General features: G+C 60.8%; 12 protein-coding genes and 1 rRNA gene. 11 read left to right on the top strand and 2 right to left on the bottom strand.

Annotation, left to right across the window (positions count from 1 at the left end; genetic code table 11):
- From tssI to NRB16_RS28310, 5 genes are all read left to right on the top strand, one after another.
- On the top strand, positions 1 to 1,251 hold a 1,251-nt coding region (tssI, locus tag NRB16_RS28330), incomplete at its 5' end, for a type VI secretion system tip protein TssI/VgrG (protein ID WP_257107502.1).
- A gap of 21 nt (positions 1,252 to 1,272) precedes the next feature.
- Complete coding sequence (locus NRB16_RS28325) at positions 1,273 to 1,707, top strand: DcrB-related protein (RefSeq protein WP_045485651.1); 435 nt, start codon at positions 1,273 to 1,275, stop codon at positions 1,705 to 1,707.
- A 31-nt stretch (positions 1,708 to 1,738) separates the two neighbouring features.
- Positions 1,739 to 6,091: an RHS repeat-associated core domain-containing protein gene (locus NRB16_RS28320; protein WP_257107501.1), complete on the top strand. Its 4,353-nt coding sequence runs from the start codon at positions 1,739 to 1,741 to the stop codon at positions 6,089 to 6,091.
- Positions 6,088 to 6,678 (top strand): hypothetical protein, encoded by a 591-nt coding sequence (locus NRB16_RS28315; RefSeq protein WP_257107500.1) that lies wholly within the window; start codon positions 6,088 to 6,090, stop codon positions 6,676 to 6,678. Before NRB16_RS28320 ends, NRB16_RS28315 begins: the two co-directional genes overlap by 4 nt.
- Before the next feature lie 185 nt (positions 6,679 to 6,863).
- Positions 6,864 to 7,691, top strand: coding sequence for a mechanosensitive ion channel family protein (locus tag NRB16_RS28310; protein ID WP_257107499.1), 828 nt, complete (start codon positions 6,864 to 6,866; stop codon positions 7,689 to 7,691).
- Positions 7,692 to 7,850: 159 nt separating this feature from the next.
- Here NRB16_RS28310 and NRB16_RS28305 read toward each other — a convergent pair whose 3' ends face one another.
- Entirely contained in the window at positions 7,851 to 9,335 is a 1,485-nt protein-coding gene (locus NRB16_RS28305) for a YdgA family protein (RefSeq protein ID WP_253142995.1), read from the bottom strand.
- 252 nt (positions 9,336 to 9,587) lie between these two features.
- Between NRB16_RS28305 and NRB16_RS28300 the strand changes: the two genes are divergently transcribed.
- From NRB16_RS28300 to NRB16_RS28275, 6 genes are all read left to right on the top strand, one after another.
- A complete protein-coding gene (locus NRB16_RS28300; RefSeq protein ID WP_257107498.1) occupies positions 9,588 to 10,280 on the top strand; it encodes an HAD-IA family hydrolase in 693 nt (230 codons plus the stop codon).
- Positions 10,281 to 10,311: 31 nt separating this feature from the next.
- Entirely contained in the window at positions 10,312 to 11,319 is a 1,008-nt protein-coding gene (locus tag NRB16_RS28295; protein WP_045485637.1) for an aldo/keto reductase, read from the top strand.
- A 297-nt stretch (positions 11,320 to 11,616) separates the two neighbouring features.
- On the top strand, positions 11,617 to 12,357 hold the full coding sequence (locus NRB16_RS28290) for a GntR family transcriptional regulator (protein ID WP_045485635.1): 741 nt from the start codon (positions 11,617 to 11,619) through the stop codon (positions 12,355 to 12,357).
- 111 nt (positions 12,358 to 12,468) lie between these two features.
- The gene (locus NRB16_RS28285) at positions 12,469 to 12,969 is read left to right on the top strand and encodes a sigma-70 family RNA polymerase sigma factor (RefSeq protein WP_257107497.1); all 501 of its coding nucleotides are present in this window, start codon (positions 12,469 to 12,471) and stop codon (positions 12,967 to 12,969) included.
- On the top strand, positions 12,966 to 13,907 hold the full coding sequence (locus NRB16_RS28280; RefSeq protein WP_257107496.1) for a DUF4880 domain-containing protein: 942 nt from the start codon (positions 12,966 to 12,968) through the stop codon (positions 13,905 to 13,907). Before NRB16_RS28285 ends, NRB16_RS28280 begins: the two co-directional genes overlap by 4 nt.
- Positions 13,908 to 13,989: 82 nt before the next feature.
- Complete coding sequence (locus tag NRB16_RS28275; RefSeq protein ID WP_045485621.1) at positions 13,990 to 16,488, top strand: TonB-dependent siderophore receptor; 2,499 nt, start codon at positions 13,990 to 13,992, stop codon at positions 16,486 to 16,488.
- Between the two features lie 65 nt (positions 16,489 to 16,553).
- Here NRB16_RS28275 and rrf read toward each other — a convergent pair.
- Positions 16,554 to 16,669: ribosomal RNA gene (gene rrf, locus NRB16_RS28270) — 5S ribosomal RNA — on the bottom strand.
- Positions 16,670 to 16,820: the final 151 nt, after the last annotated feature.

The raw sequence follows: 16,820 nt of genomic DNA, 5'->3' as shown, positions 1-16,820 counted from the left end.
GACTACGACTTCGAACGGCCCAGCGCCCGCATGGAAGTGCGCTCGGCCATGCCGCGCCCGCACAGCGCCGGTGATTACCCGCTGTACGATTATCCCGGCGCCTATGTGCAGAACCAAGACGGCGAGCACTATGCGCGCACTCGTCTGGAAGCCCTGCAAAGCCTGCATGAACGGGTCGAGCTGAGCGGCAATGCCCGCGGCCCCGGTGCCGGGAACCTGTTCAGCCTGACCGGCTTTGGCCGCCAGGATCAGAACCGTGAATACCTGGTGGTCGCCGGGCGTTATTACATCGCCCAGGAAAGCCTGGAGAGCGGCAACGGTGGTGGCTTGCAGTTCGAGGTGGGGCTGACCTGCATTGACGCCCAACAAAGCTTCAAGCCCTTGGCTACAACCATCAAGCCACTGGTCCAGGGGCCGCAGACCGCCAGGGTGGTCGGGCCGGCAGGCGAGGAAATCTGGACCGATCAATACGGCCGGGTGAAGGTGCATTTCTACTGGGACCGGCACGATCAGTCCAACGAGAACAGCTCGTGCTGGATTCGGGTGTCGCAGTCCTGGGCGGGCAAGAACTGGGGCTCGATGCAGATTCCGCGCATCGGCCAGGAAGTGATTGTCAGTTTTCTGGAAGGTGACCCGGACCGGCCGATCATCACCGGTCGGGTGTACAACGCCGAACAGACGGTGCCCTACGACCTGCCCGCCAACGCCACCCAAAGCGGCATCAAAAGCCGCTCCAGCAAGGGCGGCACGCCGGCCAACTTCAATGAAATCCGCATGGAGGACAAGAAGGGTCAGGAGCAGTTGTTCATCCATGCCGAGCGCAATCAGGATATTGAGGTCGAGAACGACGAAAGCCACTGGGTGGGCGCCAACCGCACCAAGACCGTGGACAAGAACGAGACCGTGACCATCGGTATTGATCGCCTGCGCGCGGTCAAAAACGACGACATTCTGCTGGTCGGCTCGACCAAGACCGACAGCATCAGCCGCAGCTACCTGATCGAGGTTGGTGAAAACCTGCGCCTGGTGTGCGGCAAAAGCGTGCTGGAACTCAATGCCAGCGGCCAGATCAACCTGACCGGGGTGAACATCAACTTCTACGCCAGCGACACCGCGCTGTTCAACACAGGAAAAATCCTGCACCTGAACAACGGCAGCGGCTCGGGCACCGAGGCCGACGGCCAGGGCGTCAAGGGTCAGATCGACGCCGCAGTCGAGCAGATGTTTCCCAAGCCTGAAGGCAGTCAGTAACCAGAACAGGAATCCGGCTTCATGACCTATCGCATCAATGAATTGAGCTTCGCCCTGCCTGATCAGCAACTGCAGGACGCGACCATCAATATCCTCAAGTTCGGCGAACTGGGCACTTCGCTGATCGTCAGCCGCAGCCTGCTGGCCGAGGGCGAGACCCTGCACAGCAACTTCGCCACCCAGCTGGAGCGCCTCGGCCAGCAGGTTCAGGAACTGCGCCACGACCCGGTGCAAACCGTGCAGGTCGGCCAGCAGCAGGAAGTCGAAGCCATCGAGCTGCGCAGCGAGTTCAGCAAGGGCAACGAGCGGGTCTATCAGTTTCAACTGGCGGTGGTACTGCCCGGCACCCGGCGCATGCTCGCCCTGAGCTACGTCAAGGCACAGCCGCTGGGCGCGGCCGAAGTAGCGCAGTGGACGGGTATCAAGCAGTCGCTTGATTTCGCTGCCCTCGGCTGATCGGCCCCGGACCGTACAGGGATGATTGATCATGTCTGACGCCGCCATCTGGGCCGCCCGGCTGGGCGACGGTCTGGAACACAGCTCGATGATGGCCGACATCGTCGGCGGCGTGCTCGAAGTGGCCGCCCACGTGGCGATTGGTGCATTGGCCACCGCCGCAGTGGTTGCCGCTACCGGGATTACCGTCGCCACCGGCGGTATCGGGGCCTGTGTGCTCGGCGCAGTGGTCGGGCTGGTAGTCGGCGTGGTGATGGCCAAGACCGGAGCGGACACGGGGCTGTCGCGATTATGCGAAAGCATCGGCAACGGGCTGTTCCCGCCCAGTATCCAGGCGACCATCGCCACGGGCTCGCACAACACCAAAACCAATAACCTGCCTGCCGCCCGCGCTGCCGGCTGGATTCCGCCTGGCGTGCAGATTGCCGAGCAGCAAGGCGAGCCGCCCGAGACCCGTTATTGGGACATGGCCAAGAGCATCTTTTCCCAGATGTGGCGGCCCACGGTGGCCAGCCCCGCCCCCGGTGCTGAACCGCTGCCCGAAGACAAAGTGCTGTGCAGCAAGCACCCGCCGATGCCCGAACAGTATCTGGCCGAGGGCTCGGACAAGGTCACCATCAACAGCCAGCCAGCAGTACGCAGTGGTGACCGCAGTACCTGTGAAGCCGTGGTGGTGTCGGCCGGCCCCATCTCGCCTAATGTGCGCATTGGCGGCAAGAAGCTGACGGTACGCGAGATCCGCAGCGGCAAGACGCCGGGCATCGGCCTGGCGGTCACGGTGCTGATGATGCTCAAGGGCAGCAAGGGCAAGTTTCTCAGCAACCTGCCGTGCATGGCGCTGGGCATGGCCAACAGCTACGTGATGAGCACCGCGACCAACGCCATCGTCAACGCCACCAGCGCCTCGCCCAACCCGGTGCATGCCGCCACCGGCGCCAAGGTTCTGGCTGGCGATGACGAGCTGGACTTTGCCCTGCCCGGTCTATTGCCGATCGACTGGCAACGCTTCTACAACAGCCATGACCTGCGCCGTGACGGCCTGTTTGGCGCGGGCTGGAGCGTAGCCTATGAAATCGGTGTCGAGATTGCGCCTCACCCCCAGGGCGGCGAACGGCTGGTGTACACCGACGAACAGGGCCGGCGCATCGACATGGGCGTCATCCCCTTGGGGGGCGCAGTGTTCAGCGCAGGCGAAGGGCTGAGCGTGAAGCGTCACGCTCGCGGTCAGCTGTTGATCGAAAGCGACGACGGCCTGTACCGGCTGTTCGAGCCATCACCGCTGGACAGCAACCGGCTACGCCTGACCCTGCTCAGCGACCGCAACGACAACCGCATCGTCATCGACTACGACGAACAAGGCCGCTTGAGCGGCCTGCGCGACAGCCTCGATCAGGTGCGCGTGGCACTGCATTACTCAGCGCAATGGCCACGACGCCTCAGCCATATCGAACGGGTATTCGCGGATGAACAGCGCGAGGTACTGGCCAGCTACACCCTCGACGCCCAAGGCCAACTGGCCGAGGTGCGCGACGCCAGCGGCCAGCTGCAGCGGCGCTTCAGCTATGACGACGGGCTGCGCATGGTCGAGCATCAATTGCCCACCGGGCTGCGCTGTTTCTATGAATGGGCACTGATCGAGGAGCGCGAATGGCGGGTGGTGCGGCACTGGACCGACGAGGGTGACGAATACGCCTTCGAGTACGATCTGGCGGCGGGCACCACCACCATTCGTGACGGCCTGAACCGGCTCAGTAGCCGGCGCTGGAACCCGCAGCATCAGATCATCGCGGCTACCGACAACCTCGGCCACACCTGGCAGTTCGAATGGAACGATGAACGTCAGTGGCTGGGCGCGACCGACCCCGATGGCGGCCAATGGCGCCTGAGCTATGACGAAACCGGTAACCTGACCGAGACCTGTGACCCACTGGGCCAGACCGAATCGACCCTGTGGCTGGAGCACTGGTCACTGCCGCTAAGTGAAACCGACAAGGCTGGCGGCCACTGGCAGTATCGCTACGATCAGCGTGGCAACTGCACCCGTGAAACCGATCCGCTGGGGCACAGCACCGGCTACCGCTACGACGATCAGGGCCAGGTGCTGGAGATCACCGACGCGGCCGGGCGCAGCAAGTACCTGCGCTGGAGCGAGACCGGCCAGTTGCTGACCTACACCGACTGTTCCGGCTACGCCACCCACTACGCTTACGACCGCCGTGGCTACCTGCTGAGCATCACCGATGCCCTTGGCGAACAGACCACGTTCGAACACGATGCCCAGGGCCGTCTGCTGCGCAGCGAGCTGCCGGACGGCCGGACCGAGCAGTTCCAGCGTGACAGCAGCGGCCAGTTGACCGGCTACATCGACCCGACCGGGCACACCACCCGTTATGGCTACAACCGTCGCGGCCAGGTGCGCCAGCGCGTCGACCCGCTGGGCCATCGCGTGCAGTTCGATTACGACGCGTATGGCCGTCTGCAAACCCTGAGTAACGAAAACGACGAGCGCTACCGCTTTGCCTGGGATGCCGCTGACCGACTGATCGAGCAGCAAGACCTCGACGGCAGCGCCCAACGCTATGCCTACGACAACCGCGACAACCTGATCGGCCTCACCCACCTGCCAGCACCGCACGGCAGCGGCTTGAGCCTGGTGCCCGAACAACCGCTGCCGCCGCTGGTGCAAACCTTCGAGCGCGACGCGCTGGGCCGGCTGGTGGCCAAGATCACCGCCGATGGCATGACAGCCTACCGCTATACGCCGCTGGACCTGCTGACCGAGGTGAGTTCGACAAGCCGTGACGGGCACACGCAAACGCTGGGCTTTGCCTACGACGCACTCGGGCAATTGCGCGAACAGCACAGCAGTGCCGGCACTCTCCAACATGAATACGACGAACTGGGCAAGCTGATCCGGACCAGCCTGCCGGATGGCCGCTGGCTCAACCAGCTGTATTACGGCAGCGGCCATCTGCACCAGATCAACCTCGACGGCCAGGTGATCAGCGACTTCGAACGCGACCGCCTGCACCGCGAAATCCTGCGCACCCAAGGCCGAATCACCACCCGCAGCCAGTACGACCGCGCCGGCCGCCTGCGTGCCCGCTTGCGCCGCCCGACCGGGCAGCCGCCGCAGTTACCGGCCCAGACGCAACAGCAATACGACTTCGACCCGGCCGACAACCTGGTCGGCCGCCTGCAACGCGAACGCCACCCCCCGCAAGAGCAGCAGGACCTGCTGCAATACGACGCCAGCGGGCGCATCGTCGCCAGCCAGGACAACCTGACCGGGCACAGCGAAACCTTCACCTGGGACGCTGCTGCCAACCTGCTCGACCGCCCGCTCAGCGGCGCGGGTTATGTGCGCAACAATCAGGTACTGACCTACCAGGACAAACGCTACCGCTACGATGCCTTCGGCCGTACCGTGGAAAAGCGCAGCGTCCGCCACGGCGTGCAGTGCTTCGCCTACGACGCCGAACACCGGCTGATCGAAGTCCGCAATGACAACGGCCATGTGCTGCGCATGCACTACGACCCGCTGGGCCGGCGCATCGCCAAAACCGAACACGACCGCCACGGCCATCTGCTGGGCGAGACGGGCTTCATCTGGGACGGTCTGCGCCTGTTACAAGAACAGAAGAACAGCCTGGCCAGCCTGTATGTGTACCTGGAAGACAGCTACGAGCCTTTGGCGCGAATTGACGGCAGCGGCAACCAGCAGCGCATCCGCTACTACCACAACGACCTCAACGGCCTGCCCGAACAACTCACCGACCACGACGGCCAGGCCGTCTGGCAGGCGCAGTACCAGGTGTGGGGCAACACCCTGCGCGAAGTGCGTGAGCCCTACTATGTGGAGGAGCAGAACCTCAGATTTCAGGGCCAGTACCTGGACCGCGAAAGCGGCCTGCACTACAACACCTTCAGGTTCTATGATCCGGATATCGGAAGGTTCACCACGCCAGACCCCATTGGGTTGGCGGGTGGGTTCAATCTGTATCAGTACGCACCGAATCCAATTGGCTGGGTGGATCCGTGGGGGTGGGCTTGCGCCAGCTTCAAACGCTGGAAACGAGGAGACGCAATCGACAAGCCACTGCCCAGTGGTAAAGCACCTGCCTGGGACGTCGTCAGATCCCGTTATTGGAAAAACCGCCACGAAGCGACCAAAAATACGACAGAGTTCAGCCCGGCCAATCTGGCCCGAATGAAACGAGGCTCTGCGCCATTGGACAAGAACGGAAATCCGATGGAGCTACACCATCACAATCCGCAACGGTTTGGGGGGAGAGAAGTCAATAATCCCCGCAATTTACGTGAGGTAACGCGTGAACAACATGCCGCGCTTGATGAGTTCAGACATTTAGGAAGCAAGCCATGACACCGTTGGAAATCATAAAAGCGTTTGTAGAGTCTTTGATGACACCTGATGAGTTCGAAAACCAGTTGCGAGATAACCCGGCGCTATCTGCCGTTTTACAGGAGGGTTTCTCTCTCCCGAACTACGTCGAAGAGCCTGACCTGTACACGTTTGCGATTGGGCAGGATTATTCAAATGTCGAATCGATATTCAATACTCAAGTCTTACTATCAAGCTTCTTGCAAAGCCGGGCAGTCGAGCATGAGCGAAGCACGAGATATGAGGACCTGTTCAATCTGCTCCTTAAAGTCCAACCCAAGTGGTTGAGCCTGTCATCGGGCTACCTCTCCAGCCTGCTAGAAATGGCTCCGTCACAGAAACCCAAAGAGTTGCAGGCCTGGCTAAAGGACAAGATCAAGGACGAATTCCGCTACCTGAAAACATCACCGAAGTGGTTACAGGCTCCGGCGTGGCCAATCGAGAATGGAAAGCCCTTGGTCTTTGTGGGGCAACTGGATGTCAGCGACTTGAGTCACGATACTTCTCAGGCCTACGTTTTTTTCAACGCAGCCGCCAATACCTTCCATACATTCAAACAGTCCTGCTGATGCCAGCATCGACAAACAGTCCGCCCGCCAAGAGGCGCGTTGATACCTAATAGAGCACTTCGCCACCTGTCAGTTCTGTCAGTAGATATTCGCGGCGCACTTTGCACAATGTAGGGTTCCGTAGCACCGGTCGGCCATGACAATCAATCGCGCCCCGGTGTGGCCTTACCTGTGGAGGTGCGACCGTGGATGCATTGAACGTCATCAATATCGGGACCGACAAGGTCAATGCGCTGCTCAATCTGGTGTTGCAATACGGCGCCACCATCGCCTTGAAGCTGCTGATCGCTACGCTGTTGTGGGTTGGCGGGCGCTGGTCGATCGGGATGCTGGTCAGGATGCTGCAACGCTCGCTGACCCGGCAGAAGTTCGACCCGACAGTGCTGCGCTATCTTGTCTCGTTCGTGACCGTGACCCTGAATATCATCCTGGTAGTGGCCATTCTTGGCTACTTCGGTATCGAGACCACCAGTTTTGCGGCACTGCTGGCAGCGGTGGGGCTGGCGATCGGGATGGCGTGGTCGGGGTTGCTGGCCAATCTGGCGGCCGGCGGGTTCATCATCGTGTTACGACCATTCAAGGTCGGCGATGTGATTGCCATCGCCGATGTCAGTGGCCGGGTTGAGGAAATCGGCCTGTTCGTCACCGAGATTGATACCGCTGACAACGTGCGGGTGCTGGTGAGCAACAACAAGATCCTGTCGAGCAACATCATCAATTACTCGACCAACGATTATCGGCGCGTCGAGCTGACCGCCACCTTGCCGGCAGACGTGGATGCTCAGCAGACCATGGCCCGGCTGAGCGATCAGTTGCAGGCCATTCCCCACGTAATGGCCAAGCCGCCGGCCGAAGTGCGTCTGTCAGCCGCCAGCGCCGACAACATCACCCTGACGCTGCGCTCGTTCTGCCATAACGATCATTACTGGCCGGTGTATTACCAGGCCATGGAGGTGTTGCGCGGGTTGTTGCAGGAGAAAGCGCCAGAGCATAAGAGCCCTGGCGCGGTGTGACGGCTTACTGGGTAATGCCGATCAGTGAAGGCCCACGCAGTCCGGTGGGAGGCAGCTCTGCTGGCGAATACAGGCGTACATCGACAGCAGATGTGCCGGTTTTACTGGCCTCTTCGCGAGCAAGCTCGCTCCCACAAACGAACAATACTGGCATTAAGCTTACTGGGCGCCCAGCGCGCCGGAGTTGGCCATGATGAAGGCCACGAATTGCTCCGGGGTCATCTTCTGGCCATTGAAGTCGACGCTGTTGTTGGCGTATTGCAGGCTGGTGACGATGTTTTCGCCCTCGACCTTAGCCAGTTGCATACCCTGAGCCATGACCGCCGCCATGTCGCTGACCGCGTTGGCCTGGTCGGCCACTTCTTTCGGGTCGGTGACGCCCTGCAGGTTGGCTTGCAGGCCAACGATGTCGCGGATCATCGGCTTGGACAGCACCACACGGGCGGTGACCTGGCCGAGGCTCTTGCTGAGCAGTTCGTCCTGCGGCTGATCGAATGCACCCGGGTCGGTCAGGTCGACGCTCAGGTGCGCATGGCTTTCACCGTTGGCAGTCTTGAGCGAGAACTTCTCCAGTTCGATGTGTGGCTTGCCGGCCAGCAGCTTGCGCATTTCGGCGTCCAGCAGTGCCTGGTCGGCAGGGCTGAGGTTCAGCTCCAGCGGCTGTTCGGCGGCGGCGGCAGCCTGTTGCTGAGGCACGACCTTTTCCTGGAACAGCTGATACAGCGAGCGGGTGGAAGCCACGTCGAAATTACTGAACCGCAGCCCCAGATGCGCGGCACCAATGTCCTTGCCGCTGTAGGAAATCTTTGCCACATCGTAGTTGATCTGGGCAGCGAGCTTGTCGCCCTCTTCCTGCATCAGGTTGGTGTTGGTGAAGTTATCCAGTTGCACTGCAGGCCGGCCAACCGGCTGGAACACCAACTGGTCGACCTTGACGTTGCTGTGGCCCAGGTAGAAGCCTGCCTTGCCCTTGGTGCCGCCGGTATCGAAACTCATGCCTTTGACCTGCATGGCGACCGGACCGTCCGGCGACTGCACATTGAGTTGCAGGCTGTCCATGGTGCCGGTCATCTTGAGCTTGTCGGCGTCGGCCGAAGCGTCGGTCAGCAGGGTCAGGCCGGAGAAACTGAATTCGCCGTCGGTGTCCTTGTATTGCAGCGGGGCGAAGGTCACGGTGCCGTTGACCGAGCGGTCATAGCCGATGCTGGCATCGGTATGAAATGGCGTCTTGCCCTGGCTCATGGCGAACCACTTTTCTACATCGGGGGTCTTTTCCAGTTCGGCCTTGCTCACCGCCATGACCGGCAGCAGTTTCAGGGACGCCAGGCGCGACAGCGGCAACGGACCGTGCTGGATATGATCGACGAATTTGAATTCCAGGGTCTGGGTCTGGCCATTCTCGTCCAGCGCCTGGACGGTCGAACGATAACGCGCGGTGCTGCTGAACAGGCCGCTGTCCAGTGACTCAAGCTGGAGATCGACCTTGTACTGGCTGCCGGCAAAAGCCTTGGTCAGTTCCTGATTGCCCTTGGCCAGGGTCTCGTTGAGCACGCCCGGCAGTTGCTGACCGGTGTACCAGGCGCCGCCGATGGCCAGTGCGCCGACAGCCACGATCACGCCTGCTGCAATACCTGATTTATTCATATCGACCTGAAGATGTCCGTTCTGATGGTTGGAAAAGGCCTTCCCTGTCCGCTATCGGATGCAGAGCCAGGCCGGGCAATGCCCTGCCGAAAAACCGGAGAAGATTAACATCGGCAGCGCCCACAGGCCCGAGAACATGGCCTGAATGCGCGGTTCGACACATTAGCGGGTGTTTCGTTGCAATTGGCCCAGGGTAGCCAGTGCCGCAATGGACGCGTTAGTCTGGTTGCGGACTGACAAGAGGCCGATCACATGAGTGCACAGCAGGGCGAGCGCGGGCCGATCAAGGCCGTGATTTTCGATATGGATGGTCTGTTACTGGACACCGAAGGGATCTACACCGAAGTCACCGAGCTGATTGCCGGACGCTATGGCAAGCATTTCGACTGGAGCATCAAGCAGAACACTATCGGTCGCGGGGCCCGCGACTTTTCCGGCTACATCATCGACACCCTGGAGCTGCCGATCTCGGTGGACGAGTTCCTGGAGATCCGCCAGCCGCTGCTCGATGAGCGCTTCCCGCAGTGCCCGGCAATGCCCGGTGCCGAGGCGCTGGTCCGGCATCTGGCAGCGCACCGTATTCCCATCGCGGTAGGCACCAGCTCATCGGTGCGCTATTACCACGCCAAGATCACCCGGCACCAAGCCTGGTTCGAACTGTTCGATACCGTGGTGACAGCTGACGACCCTGAGGTGACAGACGCCAAACCCGCCCCGGACATTTTTCTGCGTGCCGCCGAGCGCCTGGGCGTAGCGCCGGGCGATTGCCTGGTGTTCGAGGACTCACCCTTTGGCGTGACCGCAGCCAAGGCCGCCGGCATGCTCGCCGTGGCCATCCCGGACCCGAACATGCCGACTGATCGCTATCACCACGCCGACCTGGTGCTCGGCTCGCTGAGTGAGGCGCCGCTGGCGCAATGGGGCTTGCCTGCGCTGCCAACCTGATCCCCTTCAGTCATATGGAAAATTGTTGAGCATGAGCTACCGCACACTGGGCCAATCGGGCCTTAAAGTTTCCACCCTGACCCTGGGCAGCATGATGTTCGGCGAACAAACCGGCACCGAGGAGTCACTGCGCATCATTGATAAAGCCTGGGACCAGGGGGTGAATTTCATCGACACCGCCGACGTATACAACGGCGGACGTTCGGAAGAAATCGTCGGCGAAGCCATCGCCGCGCGGCGCAGCGAATGGGTGCTGGCAACCAAGGTCGCGGTGGGGCCGAGCGACGGCGTGCCCAATCGGGCCGGCCTTAACCGCAAGCATATCTTCAACGCCATCGACAACAGCCTGCGCCGCCTCGACACCGATTACATCGATATCTATTACCTGCACAAGGAAGACCACGACACGCCGCTGGAGGTGACGGTATCGGCGATTGGCGATCTGATTCGTCAGGGCAAGATCCGTTACTGGGGGGTGTCGAACTTTCGCGGCTGGCGGATCGCCGAGATCGCCAATGTCGCTCAGCGTCTGGGGGTGGACAAACCGGTCATCAGCCAGCCGTTGTACAACATCGTCAACCGTCAGGCCGAACTGGAACAGATTCCTGCCGCAGCGTTTCATGGCCTGGGCGTGGTGCCTTACAGCCCGCTGGCGCGTGGCGTGCTCAGTGGCAAATATGCCGTGGATGCAGCCCCGGCCAGTGACAGCCGGGCCGGGCGCCAGGACAAGCGTCTGCTGGAAACCGAATGGCGCGCCGAATCGCTGCAGATCGCCCGGCGCATTCAGGACTACACCCGCGAGAAGGGCGTGGGCATCGTCGAGTTTGCGATTGCCTGGGTACTGAACAACCAGGCGGTGTCCTCGGCCATTGTCGGGCCGCGTACCGAGCAACAATGGGACAGCTACCTCAAGGCACTTGAGGTGCGCATCAGCGCCGAAGACGAAGCGTTCGTCGACTCGCTGGTTACCCCTGGCCATGCCTCGACGCCGGGTTTCAATGATGTGCAGCACTTCGTATCAGGGCGTCCACTGCGCTGACGACCGTGGCCGTGCGGGCTCGCTCCCGCACGATGCCACACTTCATAACGCCTGTGTCGGTAGATACTCATATCCATCAGACCGACGAGCGACATTAAAATATCTGCCAGAGATATTGATGAACGCGCCTTGAATGAGAAGAATGCGTCTCGTTTTTTACGCCTGTATGCGAATCAACGTACTTGAGACGGCTCAGGCCGTTGTTTTCCATGGCCACTGGAAGAATTTTGACTAGTCTGTTGGCAGGCTGTGCATTTATTGGATCCCATTAGGCCAGGTTGATAAAGAAATATGGCGATGCGCAAGATCGATAGAGAAGCCTTTTTATACGAAGTGCTGGGCAACGAGCAGCTGCCGGCGCACCTTGCCCGAACCGTGATCGAAGAAAAACTACGCAGCGCCATCCTCGACGGCCGCCTGCCCAGCGGCACGGCATTGCGCCAGCAGGAGCTGGCGACCCTGTTCGGCGTCAGCCGCATGCCGGTACGCGAAGCCCTGCGCCAGCTTGAGGCTCAGTCGCTGGTACGTGTCCAATTGCATAAAGGCGCCGTAGTAGCTCCCTTGATCACGGAAGACGCCGTAGACGCCTACGCGCTGCGCATCCTGTTCGAGTCCGAGGCGCTGCGCCTGTCGATCCCGCTGCTTGATGCCGAGGACTACGCTCTGGCGCGCCAATGCATCGAAGAGCTGGAAATAGAAACCGACTACAGCCGTATCGGTACGCTCAACCGCATGTTCCATATGGCGCTGTACGCCAAGACGCCCAACAAGCGTTTGATGCGTCTGGTCGAGGCCGGGTTGAACGAAGAAGAGCGCTTCCTGCGGTTTAATCTTTCCGCCATGGGCCTGGGCAAACTTGTTCAGGACGACCATTGGGAACTGCTGCGCCTTGCCGAAGCCCGGGAGATCGACGCCACTGTCGAGGCCCTGCATAACCACCTCAATCGTGCGGTCAACGCCATTACCCGTTATCTGGCGAGCAAGGCAGCTGAAACCCGGCCCAGACGCCAACGTAAGCAAGGCACCGTCGACGCTTGAGCCCCCGGAGCATTCCGACGGGCGCCTTGCGCGCTGCAATAGTTGCAAATTGTTGTCGGCCTCAACACAATGCGACTTATTATCATTTACACATCGAGATGGCGTGTCACGATGTCTGCCCATCATTTGGCCCTGCATAACCTCTACAGCAATCATCACAGCTGGCTCAACGCTTGGCTGCGCAGCAAGCTGGGCAACGCTGCAGATGCCGCCGACCTGGCCCAGGACACCTTTGTGCGCCTGTGCAACCGGCATGAGCCTCTGGAGCTGAAAACCCCACGCGCGTTTCTGCGCACCGTGGCACGCGGGCTGGTGATTGATCACTGGCGTCGTGAAGAATTGCATCGGGCCTGGCTGCACACTATCGCCCATTTGCCGCCTGGCGAAGCACCGTCCCCGGAAACCCGTGAATTGATCCTCGAACTGCTCGATGCCGTGGCACGCATGCTCGATGGCATGAAGCCCAACGTGCGTCAGGCCTTTCTGCTGGCTCAATGCGAAGGGCTGACCCACAAGCAGATCGCCGAACGCCTGGGCGTTTCGGTACGTTCTGTGGAGCGCTACGTCGCCGACGCGCTGTATCACTGCTACCTGTTGCGGTACGAGACGTGAGCACCCTGCACTCCCCTTCAGCGCAGGTCGTGCGCCAGGCCATCGACTGGTCACTGCGCCTGAGACAGCCCGAAGTCGATCCACACCTGTATGAACAGTGCACCCAGTGGCGCAGCGCACATGCCGATCATGAGCAGGCCTGGCAGCGGGTCCAGACATTGAGCAGTGACCTGAACAGCACCTTCGACGCGCTGCCTGGTGCAGGCCAGACCTTCGAGACACTGGAAAACAGCGCACGCCAGTTGAGCCGCAGACGGACCCTGAAGCTGTTGTCGGGCACTGTGCTGCTCGGTAGCGCGGGAAGCTGGCTGGCCAGGGATTACCCGGCGTGGAATGCCGACTTCAGTACCGGAATCGGCCAGTGCCAGAGTTATCGACTGGCCGACGGCAGTCAGTTGCAGCTCAATACTGACAGCGTCGCCAGCCTGGCCGGGCCTGGTCAGCTGCAGCTGGAACGTGGCGAACTATTGCTGGACTGCACCACCCCGGTCAGCGTCGCGGGCCGCCATGGACACTTCGAAGCCCAGGCCGGGCGTTTTGTGATCCGCCAGGAAGCGTCACGTAGCCGGGTCAGTGTGCTGCAAGGCAAACTGAGTATTCACGGTGTCGGCGGCCCCGTCACTCAGGTAGCGGCCGGGCAACACTATTGGGTCGACACCAAGGGCGTGCAGCGCCTGGCCGAACTGGACATGGAGGCTGGCGCCTGGGCGCAAGGGCTGATCGTCACCCGCAATATGCGGCTGGCGGATTTTCTGGCGGAGCTCGGCCGCTATCGCCGTGGTTATCTGGGTTGCACTGACGACATCGCCGGCTTGCGTCTGTCGGGTGTGTACCGCCTTGCCGATACCGACCAGTTGCTGGCCATGCTGCCCAAGACCCTGCCGGTCCAACTCAACTACCGCACACGCTGGTGGATCACCCTGCAGCGTCAGGTGTGAAATTTTCTGGCGGGTTTGTGCCGCTGCTTCGGCATAGCAGTCAGTAACCCTCATTGTCTTACTGACCCGAATGGAACGGCCCATGAACCAGCCTCACTCTGCCTCGCTATCCGCTGCCAGACCAATCATCCGCTCAGCCCTGGGGCTGGCCGTACGCACAGCCATCATCTGTTCTTCGCTAGGAGCCGTCACTTGGTCATTCCAGGCACAAGCGCAAGAGAGCGTGACCCAGGCGCTACGCAACTACTCAATTGCGCCAGCGCCGCTGGGCGAAGCCTTGAATCAATTCGCCCGCCAGGCCGGCATCAGCCTGGCCACCACCCCAGAGCAAACTGCCGGCCTGCGCTCCCGGAGTCTGCAAGGCCGTTACGCCACTGACCAGGCTCTGCAGCTGCTGTTACAGGGCACCGGCCTGCAGGCCAGCTCGGCCGATGGCAGCAACTACATCCTGAGCAGCAGCGTCGAGCAGACCTTGTCGCTGCCCTCGACGGACATTCGCGGTTTCTCGCTGGGCAACGCACTGGGCAGTGCCGAAGGCTACAACGCGACCCACAGCCAAGTGGCGACCAAGACCAGTACCGCGCTGCTGGAGACTTCACAGTCGGTGTCGGTGGTGACCCGCCAGCAGATGGATGACCAGGGCGCCCAGAGCGTCGCCCAGGCCATGCGCTACTCCCCCGGCGTGCTGACCAATCCCTATGGTGCAACGCATCGTTATGACTATGTGGCGATGCGTGGCTTCAACGATGGCTCGGTGGATAACATCTACCTCGATGGCCTCAAGTCGATGGGCGACAGCGGCACCTACAGCACCATGCAGGTCGACCCGTACTTTCTGGAGCGGGTGGACGTGCTGAAGGGGCCGTCATCGGTGCTGTATGGCCGCAGTTCACCCGGTGGCCTGGTGGCACTGACCAGCAAGAAGCCGCTGTATGAGGATTACCATCAGATTCAGGCGACCATAGGCACTCAAGGGCAGCGCGGGCTGGGCTTCGATTTCAGCGGACCACTGGACGATGACAAGCGCATCGCCTATCGGCTGATCGGCCTCAGCGAACGCTCCGATACCCAGTTCGATCATGTCGAAGAAAAGCGTTATGCCTTGGCGCCAACCTTGAGTATCGACTTCAGCGAAGACACCTCGCTGACCTTGCAGGCCTACTTGCAGCATGATCCTGAGGGCGGTTATCACAGCGGCGTGCCCGCCGATGGCTCGCTGCGTCAGCGCAATGGCCAACGTATCTCTGAACACTTCTTCGACGGCGAGCCGGGCGTCGATGGCTACAGCCGCGATCAGCAGTCTTTCGGTTATCAGTTCGAGCACCGTTTCAATGACACCTTCACCGCACGGCAGAACTTCCGCTATCTGGATTCGGACGTCGACGTGGATCAGGTCTACGGCTATGGCTGGACCAGTGCCACCGGCAACGAGTTGAACCGGTATTACTCGGGCGGTCGCGAAAGGCTGCATTCGTTCATTGTCGACAATATGGTGCAGGCCGAATTCTTCACCGGCGCGATCAAGCACACCGTATTACTGGGCGCGGACTATCAACGGCGCAAGACCGTGGTCGACTGGACCAGCGGCGCGGCGTCACCGCTCAATGCGTTTACGCCTGTGTATGGCGACACGACCATCAGTTACTACAGCCCGACCCGCTACTTGCGTCGTTTGGAGCAGACCGGGCTGTACGCTCAGGATCTGATTGAACTGGACCGCTGGCGCGTCTCGCTCGGCTTGCGCCAGGACTGGGTCAAGACCTCGGAAGAAAACCGGTTGGCCGAGTTTGCTCGGCCGCTGGGTACCGAGGTCGAAGATCGCCGTAGCAAATTCACCGGCCGCGCCGGGGTACTGTATCTGTTCGACAACGGCGTGGCGCCGTACCTGAGCTACTCCGAGTCGTTCAACCCCAACTCGTTTGCCGACAGCAACGGCAACCCGTTGGCACCGACTGACGGAACGCAATGGGAAGCGGGGATCAAATATCAGCCACCGGGCACCGATAACCTGTTCACTGCCTCGGTATTTCGCATCGATCAGGAGAACCTGGCGTCCAAGCTGCCGCAGGAGAACTTCTACCGGCCGATAGGAGCAGTACGCTCGCAAGGTCTGGAGCTGGAAGCCCATGTGCAGCTCACCGAGCAATTCAAGTTGCTGGGCAGCTACACCTTTACCGACATCGAATACTCCAAGTCGATGCTCAGCACCTTGAGCACGGCGAGCAATGTAATCGAGAACAAAGGCAACTCTCCAACCCAGGCGCCGAGGCAGATGGCTTCGCTGTGGGGCGACTATCGCTTTAACCAGGGGGCGCTGGACGGGCTGCGCCTCGGTGCCGGGGTACGCTATGTCGGCTATAGCTGGGCAGATGCAGAGAACACCCTGAAGGTTCCAGCCTATACCCTGTTCGATGCTTCGGTGGGTTATGACCTGGGCAAGGTCGGACTCAAAGGTGTGGATGTACGGCTCAACGCCAATAACCTGAGCAATGAGTCGTACGTCGCATCCTGTGCCAGCCTGAGTTACTGCTACATGGGCGAAGAGCGCAATGTGGTCGCGACTGTCAGCTACGAGTTCTGATAAAAGCAGGGCGCAGAAATGACAAAACCCCTGACCGCATGGCGATCAGGGGTTTCGGAATTGAATCTTGACGATGACCTACTCTCACATGGGGAAGCCCCACACTACCATCGGCGATGCACCGTTTCACTGCTGAGTTCGGGATGGGATCAGGTGGTTCCAGCGCTCTATGGTCGTCAAGAAATTCTGTAGCTCGGCCCGTCAACGACGTGCCAGCGAATTTGAATGTCTTCTACTAAAAGCAAAACCCCCGATCGCAGAGCGATCAGGGGTTCTGTGTTTGAATCTTGACGATGACCTACTCTCACATGGGGAAGCCCCACACTACCATC

Origin of the sequence: Pseudomonas sp. LJDD11 (assembly GCF_024584215.1) — a bacterium.
Lineage (GTDB): Bacteria > Pseudomonadota > Gammaproteobacteria > Pseudomonadales > Pseudomonadaceae > Aquipseudomonas.
The sequence above is the reverse complement of the archived record's forward strand: the minus strand, read 5'-3'. Positions and strand labels throughout refer to the sequence as shown.